The sequence below is a fragment of the Arthrobacter sp. Y3224198 genome, from assembly GCF_059090025.1.
This window is the reverse complement of sequence record NZ_JBNHFG010000001.1, coordinates 92,622-111,717: the sequence shown is the minus strand read 5'-3', so window position 1 is coordinate 111,717 and position 19,096 is coordinate 92,622. Positions and strand designations below refer to the sequence as shown.

The following is a 19,096-nucleotide window of genomic DNA, read 5'->3' as shown; positions in this document are numbered from 1 at the left end:
GCCAGCGGGCCCCCTGCCCGGGAGATGAATTCCCGCAAAAAGCGGAAACCCCCTGTTTCTCCCTGTTTAAGGCGCAGGACTGGACAACTGCCTCCCATCCTAGCCTTTACAGGGGCCCGCAGAGGAGATATAGGCCACGACGCGTCGTGACGGGCCTCGCGCCCGTCATATTGGCCCTCCGGGGCGAGGCCGGAGCCGGCGCCGCGGCGGGTCCAGCGGCGGCAGCCCGGAGCCGGATCAGGGCTTGCGCAGGACGGCGAAGGATTCCATGTGGTGCGTGTGCGGGTACAGGTCGAAGACCCGGAGGCTGCCCAGTTCCCAGCCGGAGCTGCGGAAGTACCCCAGGTCCCGGGAGAACGACGCCGGATCGCAGGATACGTACCCCACCACGCGCGGCGCGGCGGCGTCGATCTGCCGGACCACCGTTTTGCCGGCACCGGCGCGAGGGGGATCCAGCAGGACCACGTCCAGGTTGTCCGCACTGCGCAGCACCTTGTCCACGCGCCCCTGGGCGATCTGCACCTGGGGTGCGGCGAAGAGGTTCTTGCGGGCGTCGCGGCTGGTACCCGGGGAACCCTCCACGGACAGGACGCGTCCGGCTTCGCCCGTCGCGGCAGCCAGCGGAGCGGTAAACAGCCCGGCACCGGCATACAGGTCCGCCACGGACTCCCCGGGCTGCACTTCCAGGCCATCCAGAACAGCCTGGGCAAGGGTCTGCGGGGCGCTGCGGTGGATCTGCCAGAACCCGGCACCGGTGACCCGGTAGTCATGGCCCAGGACGGTTTCCTGTACCCAGGTCCGACCCTTCAGTCGCGTCAGCTCGTGGCTCTCGGGGTCCCAGGCCGCCACGGAGACGCCGTCGGGCAGGCTCGCGGCAATCCGGGCCAGGGCGCGCGGACGCGTTCCCGCAGCCGGGATCAGCAGGACCAGGGTCGCTCCCCCGGCCGCCGGCGCGGCAACTTCCACGCGCTGTGCACCCGAGAAATCGGTCTCCCACAGGCGCAACCCGTTGATCTCCGGGGAGGCCAGGGGCATCTCCTGAACCGGCACCAGTTCCTCCGACCGGTGCGCGTGCATGGCCAGCCGTCCGCCGGGCGCCACGGAGAAGCTCACGCGCGTGCGCCAGCCGAGGCCGTCGGCACGTTCCTCCAGGGCGGGCTCGACGTCGGGAACCAGGTCGGTCCCGCCCAGCCGGCGCAGCTGCTCGGCGAAGATCTCCGCCTTCAGCCGGCGCTGGAGCGGCAGGTCGATGTGGCCGAACTCGGCGCCGCCCACGGGCAGCTTGCCCCGGGCAGCGGCCCGCAGGGCGTCCGCTTCCTTCCAGAAGTGCTCAACCCGCCCTTCCGCAGGCTCCAGAACCTCGACGACGTCGGCGCGCCAGAACTTGGCGTCCTCACCGGATTCCGTCAGCCGCGCCCGGACCCGCTCCCCCGGCAGTCCGTGCCGGACAAAAACAACACGCCCTTCGTGCCGGGCAACAAAGTGGCCGCCGTGGGCCGGGGCGCCGATGGTGAGTTCAATTGTCATGGGGGTGCGTGTACTTCCTGAAAGGGGCTAAAACTCCATCTCACCACGAGAGCGGAGCGCGGTGCTATTTCGGCCGGACTCAGGACTAAGCTTGCGTTGAATCAGTTTCCGCGCCGGCGCGGCTGGTTCCCGCGGGGATCTGCGAACAGCCGGACCCAACAGCAGGAACGAACAGCAAGACCAACAGCAAGAACGACGGACCGAACCGAAACCGAGGTAGGGCAACTTGGCCCATTACGTGATCATGGGATGCGGGCGCGTGGGCGTCAGCCTGGCCCACACCCTGGACAATGCCGGCCACTCGGTCGCCATCATCGACCAGGACGAGCGGGCCTTCCGCCGCCTGCGGCACACCTTCACCGGCCGCAAGGTTACCGGCGTGGGTTTTGACCGCGAGACCCTGAAGGCCGCAGGCATCGAGGAGGCCTACGCGTTCGCCGCGGTTTCCAGCGGCGACAACTCCAACATCCTGGCCACCCGGGTAGCCCGCGAAACCTTCCACGTGGCCCACGTCGTGGCCCGGATCTACGACCCGGGGCGGGCCGAAATCTATCAGCGGCTCGGCATTCCCACGGTTGCCGCCGTGCGCTGGAGCGCTGACCAGGTGCTGCGCCGCATCCTGCCCGAACAGAGCATCAACGGAGATTTCCGGGAATCCTCCGGACGGCTGATCCTGGGTGAACTGTCCCTGCATGAAGGCTGGCTGGGCCGCTCGCTGGGCAGCATCGAAGCCGCCGCTTCGGTGCGGATCGCCTATATCACCCGCTTCGGCGAAGGCATCCTTCCCCGGCCGGACAGCAGCTACCAGCAGGGCGATGTCCTGCACGCCATGATGTCCGTGGACCGGACGGCGGAAATCAGCAAGATCCTGTCCAAGGAACCAATCAAGGAGTCCCTGTGAAAGTTGTGATTGCCGGTGCCGGCAGCGTGGGCTCTTCCATTGCCAAGGAACTGCTCGCCCACGGCCATGAAGTGCTGCTGATCGATGAGAAGCCCGAGTGCGTGGGCCGCAGCGGACTGCGCGGCGCGCGGTGGCTGATCGGAGACGCCTGTGAGCTGACCACGCTGAAGGACGCCGCCCTGGAAGAGGCCGACGTCGTTGTCTCCGCCACCGGCGATGACAAGGTGAATCTGGTGGTCTCGCTGCTGGCCAAAAGCGAATTCGGCGTGCCCCGCACGGTGGGCCGGGTGAACAACCCCAAGAATGACTGGATGTTCGACGATTCCTGGGGTGTGGACGTCGCGGTGAACACGCCGCGCCTGATGACCGCCCTGGTGGAGGAAGCCGTGGAGATCGGCGACCTGGTGCGCCTGCTGACGCTGCAGACCGGCGTGTCCTCCATGGTGGAGTTCACCGTCCCGCACAACTCGCACCTGACCGGGAAGACCCTCGGCTCCATCGACTGGCCCCTGGATGCCACCGTGGTGGCCATTCTGCGCGACGACGCACCCATTACGCCCAGCAGCGACGACGTGGTGGAACCGGGCGACGAGCTCTTCTTCATCACCACCATCGCCGCCGAGGACGAACTGCGTGCCGTACTGTCCCCCGGTGCCCTGTCCCCCGCGGATGACGCCGCCGGGTCAGGCAGCGGCGCTCAGGACTCCGGTGCCGACGCCGAGTCGGAAGCCTCAGGGGAACCCGGGGAAACAATGGCTGCCGGACGGGACACGACCCACGCCAGCCACAGCCCCAGCGCGTAGAGCGGGACGCCCATGGCCAGGCGCATGGTGCCCAGGGCGGCAACGTTGTCCGCCAGGTAGAGCGGCAGCTGGACGGCCAGACGGAGCGCGAAAACGGCCACGATGATCCAGCTGGCCCAGATGTACGCCTTCAGCCGCACCGGGACGGTACGCCAGTCCAGGTTCTCGCCGCGGATGAAGCCGAACAGCAGTCCGGCCACCGGCCACTTCACGGCGATGGAAACCAGGAACGCCAGGATGTAGGCACCGTTGAGGTAGAACCCCGGGACAAAGTACGTGGCGCCGTCGCCGCTGCGCAGGGCTACGAACGCACAGATGGCGACGCCGGCCACGCCGGTAAGCGACTGCACCAGCGGCCGCCGCTGGATCAGGTTGGCCACCGAGAACACGGCGGCGGCAGCCACGGCCGCGACCAGCGCGGCGTTGAGGCCGGCACCCACCGTGTAGAGCAGCGTAAACAGCAGGCCGGGCACGATGGCCTCGGCCAGTCCGCGGACGCCGCCCACGGACTTAAGCACGTCGATCTGCCCGTCTTCCCGGCGTTCCATTCCGGCGCGTGCTGCGTACTGTCCGGCCAGCTGGTTGATGTCCGGCTGGCCGTCGGGACGGCCGTCCGGCTGGCTGTCCGGCTTTGGTGCGGTCATGAGTCAGCCTCCGGGCGTCCAATGATTTCGTATCGCGGGTTGAAGATTGTGGGACGGCCGTCGATAACCGAGACCATGCCCTCGAAGGCCAGCAAGGTTCCGGCTTCGATGCCGGGCACCCTCCGCTGGCCCAGCCACACCAGCCGGACCTTCGGGCGGGGTCCGGGGCCTGCCGCGCGGTAGACGGCGGCGGCATCCTCCATCACGGCGGTAAAGCGCGGTGATTCCGTGACAGGAACCACCGTTATGGCGGACACGTAGCCCCGGCAGTAGGCGCGGCCCCGCTCAGGCAGCGACTTGATACTTACGCACTGGGTGGAACCGTAGGCTGTGGGCACTGCTAGCCGATCGTCGTGATTTCAGGGCCGCGCTCGGGGGCGGCGGGCTTCCCGGTCCCGGCGGCCGGACGCGGCAGCGGAGAGGCGTCGCGCGGCAGCCGCAGCTGCAGCAGGTCGCGCGGAGGCAGCGGGTGTTCGCCCCGGACCACCACGACGTTTCGGAAGACGTCCTCCAGCGGGCCGGCGGCGTCGGGGTTCATAGCGGCAGGCCCGCCGAAAACGCCCCGGAGGAACCAGCGGGGTCCGTCGACACCGACGAAGCGCGCCACCCGGTAGCCCTTGGATCCGTCCTGCGCCTGTGCGGGGACCTTGGCAAGCAGCTCGGTGCCGAAGGTTCCGGTGAGTTCGTCCACCGTTCCGCCCTGGGACGCCACGGACTTGCCGATCTGCTCGCGGATGTCGTCCCAAAGGGTCTCCGAACGGGGCGCTGCGAAGGCCTGGAGCTGGAGGCTGGAGCCCTCGAGGTCCAAGGTCACCGCGACAACACGCTGGGTCTTCTCCTCGACCTCCAACCGCAACTGCAGTCCCTGCGAGGCGGCAATCCGCAGCGCACCCAGATCGATGTACCCCTCCTCGGAAGGACGGTCGCTGAGGTCATAAGGGCCGGTCGGGTTCTGCTGTCCAACCTGGTCCGCGGACCCGCTGCCGGACGGGGCGCTGCCGGTCCCGCCGTTGCCGGCATCGCCGGTGCCGGCCGAAGCGTCTGCAGTGCCTGCAGCGGTGGTATCGGCCGGTTCTTCTGCCTTGGTTTTCTTACGGCGCCCAAATGCCATAACCAGGTTCCTTCTCTCGTATCTGCAAGTCTGTTTAGGAAGTGAAGTCTCTGCCCGCCAGTGCGCCCGGAAAGCTCCTGCGCGGGTGCCCGTCCGGAGGCTCCTTCGAACGACCCGGCAGCCGGGCCAGCCGGCGCGGGTATCTTCCCGGCCGGCATGGTTCCCGGACGCGGCTTCCGCCGGCCGGGGCCCTATCAGCCCGGGACCGGATCAGACCGGGATGGCCGTGTACCCGCCGGTGGAACCGAAGCCGCCGGTGCCGCGGACGGAATCCGGCAGCTCGTCAACGGGCACGAACTCTGCAATTTCCACCCGCTGGATCACCAGCTGGGCAACCCGGTCCCCGCGCCGCAGCGATACCGGCGCGGCGGTATCCGTATTGATAAGCGTCACTGAAATCTCCCCGCGGTAACCGGCATCAACCGTTCCCGGGGCGTTGACAATACTGATGCCGTGCTTGGTGGCCAGGCCGGAACGGGGATGCACAAAAGCCGCATATCCGTGGGGCAGCGCCAAGGCGACGCCGGTAGGGATCAGCCGGCGCTCCCCCGGGGCGAGCGTGAAGTCGATGCGCGAGCGAAGGTCCGCACCGGCGTCGCCCGGGTGCGCGTACGACGGCGGTTCCAGCCCGTCGTCGAGCATCTTGATCTGTACCTTCAGGGGTGTCCCTGCTCCTTGCACCAGTTTCTCCGGTTTCACTTCGACCAACATGTCCTGTGCGTATGCATCATGTCCTGCGTGCAGTGTGGCACATGCAGTGTGGCAGCGGGGGCTGCTGCACAGGCCGGGCCGCCCGGGCCAACGCACTCACTTTAGCGCGTTTTCCTGTACGGAACCCGGGCTGTCCGAACCCGGCACGGCGCGGGATGAAATGCCTGCGCAAAGGTGGAAAGCTAAAGGTATGTCATCCCCTACTGCCAAGAGCCCCAACGCCGTGCTGTACACCGAGCGGCTCACACCCTCCATCTGGATCTGGCTGGTGGCCGCAGGCCTCGCCGCGGCGTGCATCCTGGTCTTCGTACCCATCAGCCTCTTTGCGGGAATCACGGCCGCGATTATCGCCGCAATTATCCTTGCCGTCCTGCTGATCCTCTCCACCCCGCTGATCCGGGTTACCCCGGAGACCCTCCAGGTGGGCCGGGCGCAGATTGAACGGCACTACATCGGCAAGGTGGAGGCCTTCCGCGGCGACGACGCCACCCTGCAGCGCGGCCCCGCTTTGAACGCCACGGCTTATCTGTGCATCCGCGGATGGATTTCTCCGGTGGTCCGGATGGAAATCACGGACCCGGCGGACCGGACCCCGTACTGGCTCACGTCCTCCCGCCATCCGGAAAAGCTTGTCGAGGCCCTGAGCCGCTGACGACCTACCCTTCGCAGTCCACGCAGTAGAACATCCCGTTTTTTTCAAGGGCTATCTGTGACCGGTGGCGGACCAGGAAGCAGGAGGCGCAGGTGAACTCGTCCGCCTGGGCGGGCATCACCCGCACCAGCAGCTCCTCGCTGGAAAGGTCCGCGCCGGGCAGCTCAAAACCTTCGGCCGCTTCTGTTTCGTCTTCGTCAACAACCGCCGACCCGGGGTCGGTCCGCCGGGTCTTCAGCTCTTCGATGGACTCCTCGCCGGCGTCTTCTTCCGTCTTGCGCGGGGCGTCATAATCCGTCGCCATAATGTCTTTTCTCACCGTCCGGTTGAGTGGTGTTTCGCCGTTGTCCGAGTCCGCGCAGGACCGGCTGTGCGGACCCGTCTGGAGTGACTCGGAGATATCAACGCCACGGATACCTGTTTTGTGCCCGTCGTGCAGAGATTTTTACCTAACCCGGATCAAAAAGCGAACCGGGCGCCGGGCCGATCCCCGACGGCGTGTTCTAAGGGGGCTCGCCGGAGCAGCTGAAACGCGCCACACCCGCGCAAAGCTTAGGTTTTCGCCGTCGGGGATGGCATTGTTTCAAGAAGGAATTGCTATCGGGTGGAGGATTTTTTGATGCAGGATCTACGGCTGGTGGGTGTCCATGAAGGTGGCGAACATCTGCTGTTAAGCGGCAAGGGCGGGGAAACCTTCCGCCTTCGGATCGACGAAGCCCTCCGGGTGGCTGCGTCGCGTCCCGCGCACCGCTCCGCTCCGCAGGCCGACACATCCTCCGGATCAGGCCCGGGCATGACCCCGCGGGACATCCAGTCCCGGATCCGCTCCGGTGCCAGCGCCGAAGAGGTTGCCGAGCTGTCCGGCCTCGACCTGGCGCATATCCGCCGCTACGAAGGCCCCGTCCTTGCCGAACGGGAATATGTTGCCCGGCAGGCGCAGGCCGTTGAGGTAGCCGCACCCATGTCCGCCACCCATGACGGATACCGCAGCGCCTTCGGAGAGAACCCGGTCAACCTGGGCGATATGGTCCGCCACCGCCTGCGGGCCTTCGGCGTTGATCCCGATTCCGCCCAGTGGGATGCCTGGCGGCGTCCGGACGGCAGCTGGGACGTTGTGGCCCGCTTCGAACTGACCGAAAAATCACGGGTGGCCGTCGGTGAGGAGCCACCCGCCCGGTGGATCTTCAGCCCGCTGCGCAAGAGCGTGACCAACACCAACCGCTGGGCCCAGGTCCTGAGTGAACTGGAACCGCTGGACACACCCGTGCCCACCCGGCGCCTGGCCGCCGTTGCGGACCGCGTCTTCGATTTCGAGGCCGAAAGCGGTCCGGAGGAACCCTCCGATGACACCGACAGCATCCTCGAGGTCCTGCGCACCCGGCGCGGGCAGCGGCTGGGCAGCGACGAAGACGGTGATGACGCCCTGGCGGCACTGCTGGCCAAGGGCAGCGTGCCGGCCGCCCATCCCCGCGACGGACGCGCCGATGCAGAGGAAGAGGAAGACAACGGACGCCGCCCGCGGACCGGCCGGCTGACGCTGGCGCCGTCGATTGATACAGCGGACACCGAAGACCCTGTTGACCCCGTCAACCTTCCCGGTAGCGTGACCCAGACCCGGGAAATCAGCGTCCTGGCCCGGCCCTTCCGGCGCCGCAGCACCCGCGACGAAGCAACCCCCGACGCTGAAGCACAGGATGCCGCTGACCGCGGGACAGGCAAGGCCGACGCCGCCGAACCGGACACCGAGGTGCCGGAGGAGACCACCGCAGAGCCTGCAGCGCGGAAGAACGCCGGCCGGGACTTCCCCTGGGACCGTCTGCCCAACGGCGGCCGCGGCCAGCGCCCCGAGGAGCCGGAGGCCACCAAGGCCGACGGCAAGACGGACGGCACGCAGGAACGCCGCGCCATCAAGCCCAAGCGGTCCTCGGTTCCGTCCTGGGACGAGATTGTCTTCGGCACCAAGGGCGACTGACCCGCCTTGCCACCTCGAAGGCCGCCGGACCAAGTCCGGCGGCCTTCGAGTTTTAAGCCGGGTGTCAGGTCCTGCACCCGCCGGAATCCTCAGCCGCGCCGGTGCCGCCCGGTCCGCAGTTCCACGGAGCAGACCTCGGTGGGTGCCGGGCTTTCGGATTCCTCCAGGGCCGCCGCCTGCTGCGCGGTTACCCGCCGCATGTAATGCCGGCGGCAGAGGGTCTCGTATCCCACGGCCGGTTCCGGAGCGGCGGCGGCGTGCTCTCCGCCCGTGCTGCCGTGGCTGACGCCCGGCAGGTCATCAGCTTCGAACAGCGGCATGTCGTCATACAGCGGGGCGTCCCTGGCGGCTTCGCCGGTGCCGGATGCGGCAGCCGTTGCTGCGGTGCGTGACTCGACGTCGCCGACCACCACCTGGTCGCCCTCCGTGACCATAACGCCGTCGACGGTACGGGCGTTGTGCGTTGCCCGCCGCCCGCACCAGCACAGGGCACGCACCTGCAGGACCTCTATCCGGTCCGCCAGCTCCACCAGCCGGGCGGATCCCGGGAAGAGGCGGGTGCGGAAGTCGGAGGTGATTCCGAAGGCGAACACGTCGATGTCCATTTCATCAACGATGTAGGCCAGCTGTTCCACCTGGCCGGCGCTGTAGAATTGCGCCTCGTCGCAAATGAGGTAGTCCACGTTGTGGCCGGCCTCCCGGCAGCGCAGCACTTCCTCCCAGAAGTCCGTGGCGTCGCGTACTTCCACTGCAGGGGTCTGCAGTCCGAGCCGGCTGGAGATCATTGACTCCCCCGCCCGGTCATTGCGGCTGAACAGGATGCCGCCGCGCCCGCGGGCGCTGTGGTTGTAGTCCATCTGGAGCGCAAGCGTCGACTTGCCGCAGTCCATGGTGCCCGAGAAAAAGACCAGTTCTGCCATGACTACTTTCCGCCGCGGGCCCGCTGGGCTCCGGCGTGTTTGCGGGTGGATGTTTCGGGGGCTGCCAGGACCAGGAGCGGCACTTCGCATTCGGCCTTGGTCAGTGATCCGTGCTGGCCGTTCACTTCCAGGGCGGAGGCGGCAACGCGGCGGGTGTCGTACAGGGCGATCGGTTCTCTGGCGGCCACCATCAGGTCACCGATGCGCGGCAGCACTGCCGGGTCCACCTCGGGGCCGAAGTAACCGGCCCGGACCGCCTCGTCGCGGGTAAAGATCCAGGCGCGGCTGCCGTACGCTGCCTGCCAGGCCGCCTTCAGGCGTTCCAGTGCCCCGGTCCCGGCATCAGGTTCCAGGTACAGGTGCACCATGCGCGGCTCCCCCGCCGTATGCCGGACCCCGTTGACCAGTTCCGGCTCGGAGCTGAAATCGAAACGCTGGGACACCGGTACGTCCACCATGCCGTGGTCCGCCGTCAGCACCACCAGGGTCCCGGCCGGCACCCGCGCCACCAGGCGCTTCAAGGCACTGTCCAGCTCCTCAAGCTGGTTACCCCATTCCGGAGAGGCGGCACCGTAACGGTGCCCCGCCTTGTCCAGTTCGTTCCAGTAGAGGTACATCAGCATCCGGTCGGCACCGGCCAGGGCGTCAGCTGCTGCAGAAACCCGCGCATGCACCCCGGAGGCAGGAAGGAACTCCCCGCCCCGCAATGCCGCCCGGGTCAGCGCCGAATCGGCGAAGCGCGGCAGGCTGACCGTCGCCACGGAAACATGTTCGGCAGCCTTCTCCAATACCGTGGGATAGGGCTGCCACTGCAGCGGATCCACGCCGGCATCCCAGGAGCCGAGCATGTTCACCACTTTGTCCTGACCCGGGTCCAGGACGTCGTAGCCGACCAGTCCGTGGCGGCCCGGCGGCAGCCCGGTGCCAAGCGATGCCAGCGAGGCCACGGTGGTGGTGGGGAACGACGCACTCAGGGTGCGCGCCGAGGGCAGGAAACCCTTGAGGAACGGGGCATGGCCGCCGCGCTTCTTCAGCAGGGACATCCCCAGTCCGTCCACCATCACCACGCATACACGGCGTGCCTCGGGCAGGTTCAACAGGTTGTCGTAGCCGGGCACACCCAGCACGGCGGCAGCGCTGGACAGCACATCCGCCACGGAACGGGTTCCGTAGGCCGGGGCTGCAGGCAGGGATTCGGGCACAGCGGGAACAGACACCACGAACTTACCGCTGCGGATGGGCGCGGTTGAAACGCCCGCCGATGCCGGGGATGCGCTGGCGCGGGTCGCCGCCGTCGAACGCCCGCGGTGCGGCGGTGGTGTCGGTGTTCACCTTGCGCAGGGCCCGGGCGAAGGCCTTGGCGTTCTGCACCGCCTGGGCGCCGTCCGCTTCGGAACTGACGCGCAGCACAATGTCCTCCTGCGCAATGGTGCCCGTGTAGCCGTGGTCGGCCTCGCACTGCGGGTCGGCGCAGCCTGCCGGACCCATGTCCAGCCGCTGCCCGCCGGACCAGGCGATGGCCAGGGTCATTTCCCGGACCGGATCGGAGGGCTTGTAGTTCTGCGGCTGGGCGTACATGTACCCCAGCACGACGGAGCGGATCTGGGTCACCGGAACGGATTCGGTGGAAACCTGCGCCATCATCTGCTCGCCGGCCTCGTCCAGCTGCTGGTCATCCACGTGGGTGATCACCAGCATGTCCTCGGTCAACACCAGGACGGTGATGTGGCGGTGCACCTCGGTACGTTCGAAGTGGGTTTCCAGGTGGATGAGGTGGGACAGCGGTTCGCGCCCGTCCAGGGCATCGTGGACCACATCGGCCAGAAGCGTGGGGTAGAACCCTGCCCGTTCCATGGAGGCGTCAAGGCTGCGGCGTTCAGCGGAAAGTAACGGCGACATGCTTCCAGTTTCCCCCAGATCGCCCCCCAGTGCCTAAATGGCGCGCGGGCAGTGGAAAAGATCAGTCCCGCATGGCCCGCCGGGCGCTGTCCGTGCGCCGCTGCGGGTTGCCCAGCCGGATGTCGGCGCTGAGCACCGTCACGCCGTCGGCCGAGACCAGGACCGGATTGATCTCGATCAGCGCAATCTGCGGATGTTCATCCTTCAAAACCGCCAGCCGGGCAATCAGGTCCTCCAGCGCCGCCACGTCGGCTGCGGGCAGGCCCTGGTAGCCGAACAGCTTCACCGAGGCCCGCGGGGTGCGCACCAGCTCCGCTATGTCGCGGTCCGTCAGCGGCGGCACACCGTGCGCCCAGTCATCGAGCAGGCTGGTGGCATCACCGGCCAGGCCGAAGGAGAGCACCGGGCCCAACAGAGGGTCCTCGATGGCGCGGATGCGGCAGCCCTGCCCGCTGGGAGCCATGCTCTGGACTTCCATCTCGAACTCGCCGTAAGGCCTCAGCGCCTCGCGCATCTGTTCGATGTTCGCGGCCAGGGCCTCCGGCCCCGAGATATTCAGGCGCACTCCCCCCAGATCCAGCCGGTGCCGCAGGTGACCTTCGCGGGTCTTGACCGCCACGGGCCAGCCGAGCTGTCCGGCGGCTTCCACCGCTTCCTCCGCGGTGGAGAAGCTGACCGCGGGCAGCAGCGCCACGCCGTAGAACTCCAGCAGCCGGGCTGTCTGGGCCGGATCCAGCCGGGTGAGGCGGTCTCCCACCACCTGGTCCATCAGGGAGGCGATGAAGGCGGCCGCGCCTTCGGTGTCCACTCCGGCCGGCTCCACGAAGCTGCCGTGGTCACGGTTGGCCCACTCGGTGTAACGCACCAGCGACGCCAGCGCGCTGACGGCAGCGCCTGGGCTGCTGAAGCACGGCAGCCCGTTCCCCGGCGCGTCGTCGCCCGAGGCCAGGAGGCCTTCCACATGGGCCCGCGGGTCGACAATGCCGGTAAAGGCGGCCACCAGGGGCTTCCCGGTCTCCTGCACACACTCGGCAAGGGCGGCGGCGATGGCGTCGGTGGTGAGTCCCGGTGCGGGGAGGATGGCGACGACGCCGGCGTCCACCGCGTCATCCGAAAGCGCCTCGATGACGGTGCGCCGCAGCTGCGGCAGCGCTACGCTCATGCCGGTATCCAGTGCCAGTTCGGTTTCCAGCCGGGTGATCTCCAGGTCAAGGCCGGTGCAGGCGTCGGCCAGCACCCGGCCCAGCGCCACGGAGTTGCTGAAGACCGCTACCTTGCGGCCGCCGGGCAGCGGCTGGCTGACGGCGATCTGTGCCACGTCGATCAACTGTTCGTTGGTGGACACCCGGATGACGCCGGACTGGCGCAGCATCGCGTCCAGCGCCCCGGGCGGTGCCTGGGTGGTGCGCACCGCATGTCCGGGCGGAAGCTGCAGCCCGGTGACATCGGATTTGGCCACGATCACGGGCTTGGTGCGGGCCAGCCGGCGGGCGAGCCGGGAGAACTTGCGCGGGTTGCCCACCGACTCCAGGTACATCGCCACCACCTTGGTGTCGGCGTCGTCTTCCCAGTACTGCATGGCGTCGTTGCCGGAAACGTCGGCACGGTTGCCGGCGGAGATGGTGGAAGACAGTCCCAGGGCCCGGCGCTGGGCCGTGGCGTAAAGCAGCACGCCGATGGCCGCGGACTGGCTGAACAGTCCCAGCCCGCCGCGCTTGGGCAGGGACGGGGCCATGGAGGCGTTCAGTGACACCTCGGGCCGGGTGTTGATCAGCCCCAGCGATGCCGGTCCCACCACCCGCATGCCGTGCGCCCGGGCGCGGCGGACCAGGGCGCGCTGCCGGGCGAGGCCTTCGGGACCCTTGGGCCCGAAACCGGCGGTCACCACCAGCAGGGCCTTGACCCCGGCCGCCGCACACTCATCGGCCACGTCCAGGACCTGGTCATAGGGCACGGCGATCACGGCCAGCTGCACCGTTTCGGGAACATCCGCAATCCGGCTGTAGGAAATCATCCCGGCCAGTTCGAACGCTTCCGGGTTGATGGCGTACACGGAGCCCTTGAAGCCGCCCTCGATGATGTGCTCGAGCAGCTGGTAGCCCACCGAACCCCATTCACGGCTGGCGCCGATCACCGCGATGGACGACGGCGAGAGCAGGTCCGCAACACTGCGCGCCTCGGCGCGGTGCTCGCGGGCTTCCATCACCGCCAGCGATTTCTCCGTGGGGTCGATGTTGAAGTCGAGGGCGATGACGCCGTCGTCAAAATGCCGGCGCACCTCATAGCCGGCATCGGCGAAGACGCCGATCATCTTCCGGTTCTCCGGCAGCACTTCGGCGGAGAACCGGCGGATGCCGTTTTCCCGCGCGGCAGCGGCAAGGTGTTCCAGCAGAATGGAGCCCAGGCCGCGGCCCTGGTGCCCGTCGGCAATGTTGAATGCCACTTCGGCCTCGGTGGGGTCGTCCAGCCGGTCGTAGCGGCCGATCCCGATGATTTCGTCACCGATGGTGATGACGAAGGCCACCCGGTTGCGGTAGTCCACGTTGGTGAACCGCTCCAGCTCCTTGTTGGTGAGCTTGGCCTTGTAGGTGAAGAACCTAAGATAGATGGAGCTTTGCGACTGCCGCATGTGGAACGCCTGCAGGGCGTCTGCGTCTGCGGGGGAAACCGGGCGCAGATGGCCCGTGCCGCCGTCCCGCAACACGACGTCGGCTTCCCAATATTCGGGGTAATGTCCCTGCTCGACCATAGACTCAGAGTAGTGGGGATTCTTCCGCAGAGTCATCAGACCGCTCCGCACCACCGGAACCGGCCTCAAAACCGGCACCGAAACCCGGGCGGGACACGGCGGGAAAATCCGCGCGTTCCAGACCGCCTACTCCAACCTCCTACCACTGCAAGGATCCGACAACAGCATGGCCCGGCGCCAACCCGTCTCCAAGTCCGCACCCGGCGAAGTGATCGCCGAGAACATCATCGACATTGATGTCACCACCGAGATGGAAGGCTCGTTCCTCGAGTACGCCTACTCGGTCATTTATTCGCGCGCCCTCCCCGATGCGCGTGACGGACTGAAACCCGTCCAGCGGCGCATCCTGTACATGATGTCGGACATGGGGCTGCGGCCGGACCGGGGGCATGTGAAGTCCGCCCGCGTGGTGGGCGAAGTCATGGGCAAGCTGCACCCGCACGGTGACACGGCCATCTACGACGCGATGGTGCGCATGGCCCAGGACTGGGCGCTGCGCCTGCCGCTGATCGACGGGCACGGCAACTTCGGTTCGCTGGATGACGGCCCCGCCGCCGCCCGGTACACCGAGGCCCGGCTGGCGGCCCCGGCACTGACCATGACGGACCACCTGGACGAAGACGTGGTGGACTTCGTCCCGAACTATGACAACCAGCTGGAGCAGCCCGAGGTGCTGCCCGCCGCCTTCCCGAACCTTTTGGTCAACGGCGCCACCGGCATCGCCGTCGGCATGGCCACCAACATGGCCCCGCACAACCTCGGCGAGGTCATTGCCGCCACCCAGCACCTCATCGCCCACCCCGACGCCGGGCTGGAGGAGCTGATGCGCTTCATCCCCGGCCCCGACCTCCCCACCGGCGGACGGATTGTCGGCCTGGACGGCATCCGCGACGCCTACGCCTCCGGCCGCGGCTCGTTCAAGACCCGCGCCAAGGTGGAGGTGGAACAGCTGACCGCGCGCCGCACCGGCCTGGTCGTGACCGAGCTGCCGTACATGGTCGGCCCGGAAAAGGTCATCGAAAAAATCAAGGACGCTGTGACGTCCAAGAAACTGCAGGGCATTTCCGACATTGTGGACCTGACCGACCGCAGCCACGGGCTGCGGCTGGTCATTGAACTGAAGAACGGCTTCAATCCCAACGCGGTGCTGGCGCAGCTGTACAAGTTCACGCCCATGGAGGATTCCTTCGGCATCAACAATGTCACCCTGGTGGACGGCCAGCCGCGCACCCTGGGCCTGGTGGAACTGCTTCAGGTGTACGTGGCCCACCGCATCGGCGTGGTCCGCCGGCGCACCGCCTACCGTCTGGGCCGGAAGAAGGACCGGCTGCACCTGGTCGAAGGCCTGCTGATCGCCATTGTGGACATTGACGAGGTCATCCAGATCATCCGCTCCTCGGACGAGACCGCCCAGGCCCGGACCCGGCTGATGGCCGTTTACGACCTGACCGAGATCCAGGCCAACCACATCCTGGAACTGCGGCTGCGCCAGCTGACCAAATACTCGCGCATCGAGCTCGAGAAGGAACAGGACGAGTTGCGCAAGGCCATCGCGGAACTCGAGGCAATCCTGGGTTCGGAGCAGCTACTGCGTGCGCTGGTGTCCGATGAGCTGGGCGAAGTTGCCGCCAAGTACGCCACGCCGCGCCGGACGGTGCTGCTGGAGTCGGAGGCTGCCTCCCCGCTGAAGGGTGCCGCCGTGGCCGCGGCCGCCGGTGCCACCGGCAAGGGCGCCAAGGCCGTGCTGCCGCTGGAAATCCCGGACGACCCGTGCTGGGCCATCCTCTCCGCCTCCGGCCAGGTGGCACGGACGTCGGACCAGGAACCGCTGGCCGAAAGCGGCCAGCGGGTGCGCCACGACGTCTTCCGGTCGGTAGTGAAAACCACAGCCCGCGGCGAGATCGGCGCCCTGACCTCCAGCGGCCGGATGATCCGCGTGCAGGTCCTGGACCTCCCGGCCCTGCCCTCCACGGCCGGCCTGCCCAACCTGGCCGGCGGTGTGCCGGTCAAGGAGTTCATGACCCTGGGCAAGGGCGAAAAGCTCATCGGCCTGGTGCCCCTGAACGAAGTGGTGGCACTGGGTACCCGCAACGGCGTGGTCAAGCGGGTGAACCCCGACTACCCGTTGAACCGGGATGATTGGGAGGCCATTACGCTCAAGCCCAAGGACGAAGTAGTGGGCGCCGCAGTGGCCGCCAACGAGACTGATGAGCTGGTGTTCATCACCCGGTCCGCACAGCTGCTGCACTTCCCCGCGTCCGCCGTCCGGGCCCAGGGCCGTACGGCCGGCGGTGTTGCCGGCATCAAGCTGGCCGCCGACGACGCCGTGGTCTTCTTCGGCGCGGTGGCCGGTGAGGATCCCGACGCCGTCGTGGTCACCGTGTCCACGGCGGCCGAAACACTGCCGGGGACACCGGGCGGTTCGGTCAAGGTGACGCCGTTTGCCGAGTATCCGGCCAAGGGACGGGCTACGGCCGGTGTCCGGGCACACCGGTTCCTGAAGGGCGAGGACAGCCTCGCGGTGGCCTGGGCCGGTCACGGTCCGGCGAAGGCTTCCGCCGCCAACGGAGTGGCCCGGGCACTGCCCACCGAACATGGACGCCGCGACGGGTCCGGCGTCCCGCTGGCCAATGCCGTGGACGCCATCGGCCCCAGCCAGGGCTGAAACGCGGCTTAACGCAAACAGCGGGCGGACCTTCTGAGGTCCGCCCGCTGTCTTTTCAGCGGTTACTTACCGAAACCGCGCAACCGCAGCGAGTTGCCCACCACCAGCACCGAACTGGCTGCCATGGCGGCGCCGGCGATCATCGGGTTCAGCAGCCCGAAGGCTGCCACCGGGATCCCCACGGCGTTGTAGAAGAACGCCCAGAACAGGTTGGTCTTGATGGTGCGCAGCGTCCGGCGGGACAGTTCGATGGCGGTGGCCACCTGCCCGAGGTCGCTGCCCATCACGGTCAGGTCAGCGGCTTCCATGGCGACGTCGGTGCCCGAGCCCATGGCGATGCCCAGGTCCGCCTGGGCCAGCGCGGCGGCGTCGTTCACTCCGTCGCCGGCCATGGCCACCGTGCGGCCCTCCGCCTGGAAGCGCCGGATGGCGTCAACCTTGCCTTCCGGACGGACGTCGGCCAGCACGTCCTCCGCGGGGATCCCGACGGCGGCAGCCACCTGCGCGGCCACCACGGCGTTGTCGCCGGTCAACAGCACCGGGCGCAGGCCCAGACTGCGGAACCGTGCAATGGCGGCTGCCGACCCGTCCTTGAGCGTGTCCTGCAGGGAGATGATGCCCGCAGCCACTCCATCCACTGCGACCAGGACCGCCGTCGCCCCGGCCTCCTGCTCGGAGCGGAGTGCTGCGTAGGCACCGTCGGCGAGGTCGATGCCGTTCTCATCGAGCCAGGCCGGCCGGCCCGCGACAACCCGGCGTCCGTCCACGGTGCCGCGGACTCCTCCGCCGGGAGCGGAATCGAAGTCTTCCACAGCCACGGTGCCCGGTCCGGAGTGTGCCGAGGCGGCGATGGCACGGGCAATGGGATGCTCGCCGGCGTCCTCCACTGAGCCGGCAAGGCGGAGCAGCCCGTCTTCGTCCAGGTCCGCCGGTGCGCTGTCCAGGAGGCGGACCCGGGCCACGGACAGCCTGCCCGTGGTGATGGTTCCGGTCTTGTCCAGCACAATGGTGTCCACAGTGCGGGTATCCTCCAGCACCTGGGGGCCCTTGATCAGGATTCCCAGCTGCGCGCCGCGTCCCGTTCCGGTCAGCAGCCCGACCGGCGTGGCCAGCCCGAGCGCACAGGGGCAGGCAATCACCAGCACGGCCACGGCGGCTACGAACGCCGCCTGGAGGTCACCGGTGAACAGCAGCCAAAGCACAAAGGTCAGGACCGCGATGCCCAGGACCACCGGCACGAAGACCGCGCTGATCCGGTCCGCGAGCCGGGCAATGGGCGCCTTGCCGGACTGTGCATCGCTGACCAGGCGGCCCATCTGGGCCAGGGTGGTTTCGCTGCCCACCCGCGTGGCGCGGACCAGCAGCCGTCCGGAGGTATTGATCGTGGCACCGGTGACCTTGCTGTCCACGTCCACTTCCACGGGCAGGGATTCGCCGGTGATCAGGGATGCATCCACGGCCGAGCGGCCGTCGACCACCACGCCGTCCGCCGGGATCTTTTCCCCGGGACGGACAACGGCCACGTCGCCCACGGCCAGCTGGTCCGCCGGGATGCGGGCTTCCCGTCCGTCGCGCAGCACGGTGGCTTCCTTGGCGCCCAGGTTCAGCAGGGACTTCAGCGCGTCCGAGGCCTTGGTCTTGGCGTTGGCCTCAAGGTAACGGCCCAGCAGCAGGAACGTCACCACTACGGAGGCCACCTCGAAGTACAGGTGCGGATCCGAACCCATTCCGGGGTCGGCGGTCAGGGCAGGGTCGGCCACCAGCTCGCCGACCGAAAACAGGTACGACGCCGCGACGCCGATGGACACCAGCGTGTCCATGGTCGAGGCAAGGTGCCGCGCATTGATCGCGGCGGCGCGGTGGAAGGGCCAGGCGGACCAGGTGACCACCGGCAGCGCCAACAGGGCAGCCACCCATCCCCAATGGGGAAAGGCCAGGGCGGGAACCATGGAAATCAGCAGGATGGGGACGCTCAGCACAGCGGCCAGGATCAGGCGCGGCCGCAGGACCGCGGCGCTGCCGCCGTGGGACATGTGGTCCCCGCCGTGGGCATGGTCTTCGGCGGGGCCCGCATGGTCGGCGGGGCCCGCATGGTCTGCGTGGGCGGCATGCACGGTGGAGGCGGCATGCTCACGCCGGCCGGTGTCCGGGTCCGCGCCGTGCGCCATATGGCTCCCGCCGGGACTATCCGCGGCGGCACCGGACGACGTCTGCACACCCGCGTGCCCTCCCCGATCATGGCCGGATCCTTCCACCGCTGCGGGCGGGACTGGGCGGGACGGGGCGTTCTTCAGCCGTGCCTTGTAACCGGCCGAGTTCACGGCATCAAGGATCTGCTGGTCCGTCACCGAGGCCGGAGCGGTGACCCGCGCGCTCTCCAGCGGCAGGTTGACTGAGGCTTCGACGCCGTCGATCCTGCCCAGCTTCCGTTCCACCCGAGCGACGCAGGACGCGCACGTCATGCCCTGGATCTCGAGCTCAACGGCCCTGGCGTTGTTGTTCACCAATTCCCGGGTCTCCATGGTTCTTCCCTTCTGTTGCG

16 protein-coding genes are annotated in these 19,096 nt (G+C 68.1%); 5 read left to right on the top strand and 11 right to left on the bottom strand.

The window, feature by feature from the left end:
• Window positions 1-237: 237 nt before the first annotated feature.
• On the bottom strand, window positions 238-1,527 hold the full coding sequence (locus AC5RUF_RS00485; RefSeq protein ID WP_494129348.1) for a class I SAM-dependent RNA methyltransferase: 1,290 nt from the start codon (window positions 1,525-1,527) through the stop codon (window positions 238-240).
• Between the two features lie 226 nt (window positions 1,528-1,753).
• Between AC5RUF_RS00485 and AC5RUF_RS00480 the strand changes: the two genes are divergently transcribed.
• The gene (locus tag AC5RUF_RS00480; protein ID WP_493998475.1) at window positions 1,754-2,428 is read left to right on the top strand and encodes a potassium channel family protein; all 675 of its coding nucleotides are present in this window, start codon (window positions 1,754-1,756) and stop codon (window positions 2,426-2,428) included.
• Window positions 2,425-3,231 (top strand): potassium channel family protein, encoded by an 807-nt coding sequence (locus tag AC5RUF_RS00475; protein ID WP_494129347.1) that lies wholly within the window; start codon window positions 2,425-2,427, stop codon window positions 3,229-3,231. The genes AC5RUF_RS00480 and AC5RUF_RS00475 overlap by 4 nt, the downstream gene beginning before the upstream one ends.
• On the opposite strand, the gene AC5RUF_RS00470 is transcribed toward AC5RUF_RS00475, so the two are convergent.
• From AC5RUF_RS00470 to dut, 4 genes are all read right to left on the bottom strand, one after another.
• Window positions 3,126-3,875 carry a DUF3159 domain-containing protein gene (locus tag AC5RUF_RS00470; RefSeq protein WP_494129346.1) on the bottom strand — a complete coding sequence of 250 codons (750 nt, stop codon included), beginning with the start codon at window positions 3,873-3,875 and terminating at the stop codon, window positions 3,126-3,128. The genes AC5RUF_RS00475 and AC5RUF_RS00470 overlap by 106 nt on opposite strands.
• Entirely contained in the window at window positions 3,872-4,213 is a 342-nt protein-coding gene (locus AC5RUF_RS00465; RefSeq protein ID WP_494129345.1) for a single stranded DNA-binding domain-containing protein, read from the bottom strand. Before AC5RUF_RS00465 ends, AC5RUF_RS00470 begins: the two co-directional genes overlap by 4 nt.
• A gap of 2 nt (window positions 4,214-4,215) precedes the next feature.
• Window positions 4,216-4,986 (bottom strand): DUF3710 domain-containing protein, encoded by a 771-nt coding sequence (locus AC5RUF_RS00460; protein WP_494129344.1) that lies wholly within the window; start codon window positions 4,984-4,986, stop codon window positions 4,216-4,218.
• Window positions 4,987-5,196: 210 nt separating this feature from the next.
• Complete coding sequence (gene dut / locus AC5RUF_RS00455) at window positions 5,197-5,697, bottom strand: dUTP diphosphatase (protein ID WP_494129343.1); 501 nt, start codon at window positions 5,695-5,697, stop codon at window positions 5,197-5,199.
• Between the two features lie 190 nt (window positions 5,698-5,887).
• Here dut and AC5RUF_RS00450 point away from each other — a divergent pair, with 190 nt between their 5' ends.
• A complete protein-coding gene (locus tag AC5RUF_RS00450; protein ID WP_494129342.1) occupies window positions 5,888-6,349 on the top strand; it encodes a DUF3093 domain-containing protein in 462 nt (153 codons plus the stop codon).
• A 4-nt stretch (window positions 6,350-6,353) separates the two neighbouring features.
• Here the strand turns inward: AC5RUF_RS00450 and AC5RUF_RS00445 are convergent, their stop codons facing one another.
• The gene (locus AC5RUF_RS00445; RefSeq protein ID WP_494129341.1) at window positions 6,354-6,653 is read right to left on the bottom strand and encodes a DUF4193 domain-containing protein; all 300 of its coding nucleotides are present in this window, start codon (window positions 6,651-6,653) and stop codon (window positions 6,354-6,356) included.
• A 315-nt stretch (window positions 6,654-6,968) separates the two neighbouring features.
• Between AC5RUF_RS00445 and sepH the strand changes: the two genes are divergently transcribed.
• Window positions 6,969-8,321, top strand: a complete 1,353-nt coding sequence (gene sepH, locus AC5RUF_RS00440) for a septation protein SepH (RefSeq protein ID WP_494129340.1) — start codon at window positions 6,969-6,971, stop codon at window positions 8,319-8,321.
• An 89-nt stretch (window positions 8,322-8,410) separates the two neighbouring features.
• Here the strand turns inward: sepH and AC5RUF_RS00435 are convergent, their stop codons facing one another.
• The 4 genes from AC5RUF_RS00435 to AC5RUF_RS00420 all read right to left on the bottom strand — a co-directional run bounded on the left by AC5RUF_RS00435 (window position 8,411) and on the right by AC5RUF_RS00420 (window position 13,889).
• Window positions 8,411-9,241: a thymidine kinase gene (locus AC5RUF_RS00435; protein WP_494129339.1), complete on the bottom strand. Its 831-nt coding sequence runs from the start codon at window positions 9,239-9,241 to the stop codon at window positions 8,411-8,413.
• Window positions 9,242-9,243: 2 nt separating this feature from the next.
• Window positions 9,244-10,443 carry an alkaline phosphatase family protein gene (locus tag AC5RUF_RS00430; protein ID WP_494129338.1) on the bottom strand — a complete coding sequence of 400 codons (1,200 nt, stop codon included), beginning with the start codon at window positions 10,441-10,443 and terminating at the stop codon, window positions 9,244-9,246.
• Between the two features lie 22 nt (window positions 10,444-10,465).
• Window positions 10,466-11,140: a DUF5998 family protein gene (locus tag AC5RUF_RS00425; RefSeq protein ID WP_494129337.1), complete on the bottom strand. Its 675-nt coding sequence runs from the start codon at window positions 11,138-11,140 to the stop codon at window positions 10,466-10,468.
• A gap of 61 nt (window positions 11,141-11,201) precedes the next feature.
• Window positions 11,202-13,889, bottom strand: coding sequence for a bifunctional acetate--CoA ligase family protein/GNAT family N-acetyltransferase (locus AC5RUF_RS00420; RefSeq protein WP_494129336.1), 2,688 nt, complete (start codon window positions 13,887-13,889; stop codon window positions 11,202-11,204).
• A 166-nt stretch (window positions 13,890-14,055) separates the two neighbouring features.
• Between AC5RUF_RS00420 and AC5RUF_RS00415 the strand changes: the two genes are divergently transcribed.
• Complete coding sequence (locus AC5RUF_RS00415; protein WP_494129335.1) at window positions 14,056-16,554, top strand: DNA gyrase/topoisomerase IV subunit A; 2,499 nt, start codon at window positions 14,056-14,058, stop codon at window positions 16,552-16,554.
• Window positions 16,555-16,616: 62 nt separating this feature from the next.
• Here AC5RUF_RS00415 and AC5RUF_RS00410 read toward each other — a convergent pair whose 3' ends face one another.
• Window positions 16,617-19,076 carry a heavy metal translocating P-type ATPase gene (locus AC5RUF_RS00410; protein WP_494129334.1) on the bottom strand — a complete coding sequence of 820 codons (2,460 nt, stop codon included), beginning with the start codon at window positions 19,074-19,076 and terminating at the stop codon, window positions 16,617-16,619.
• Window positions 19,077-19,096 lie beyond the last annotated feature (20 nt).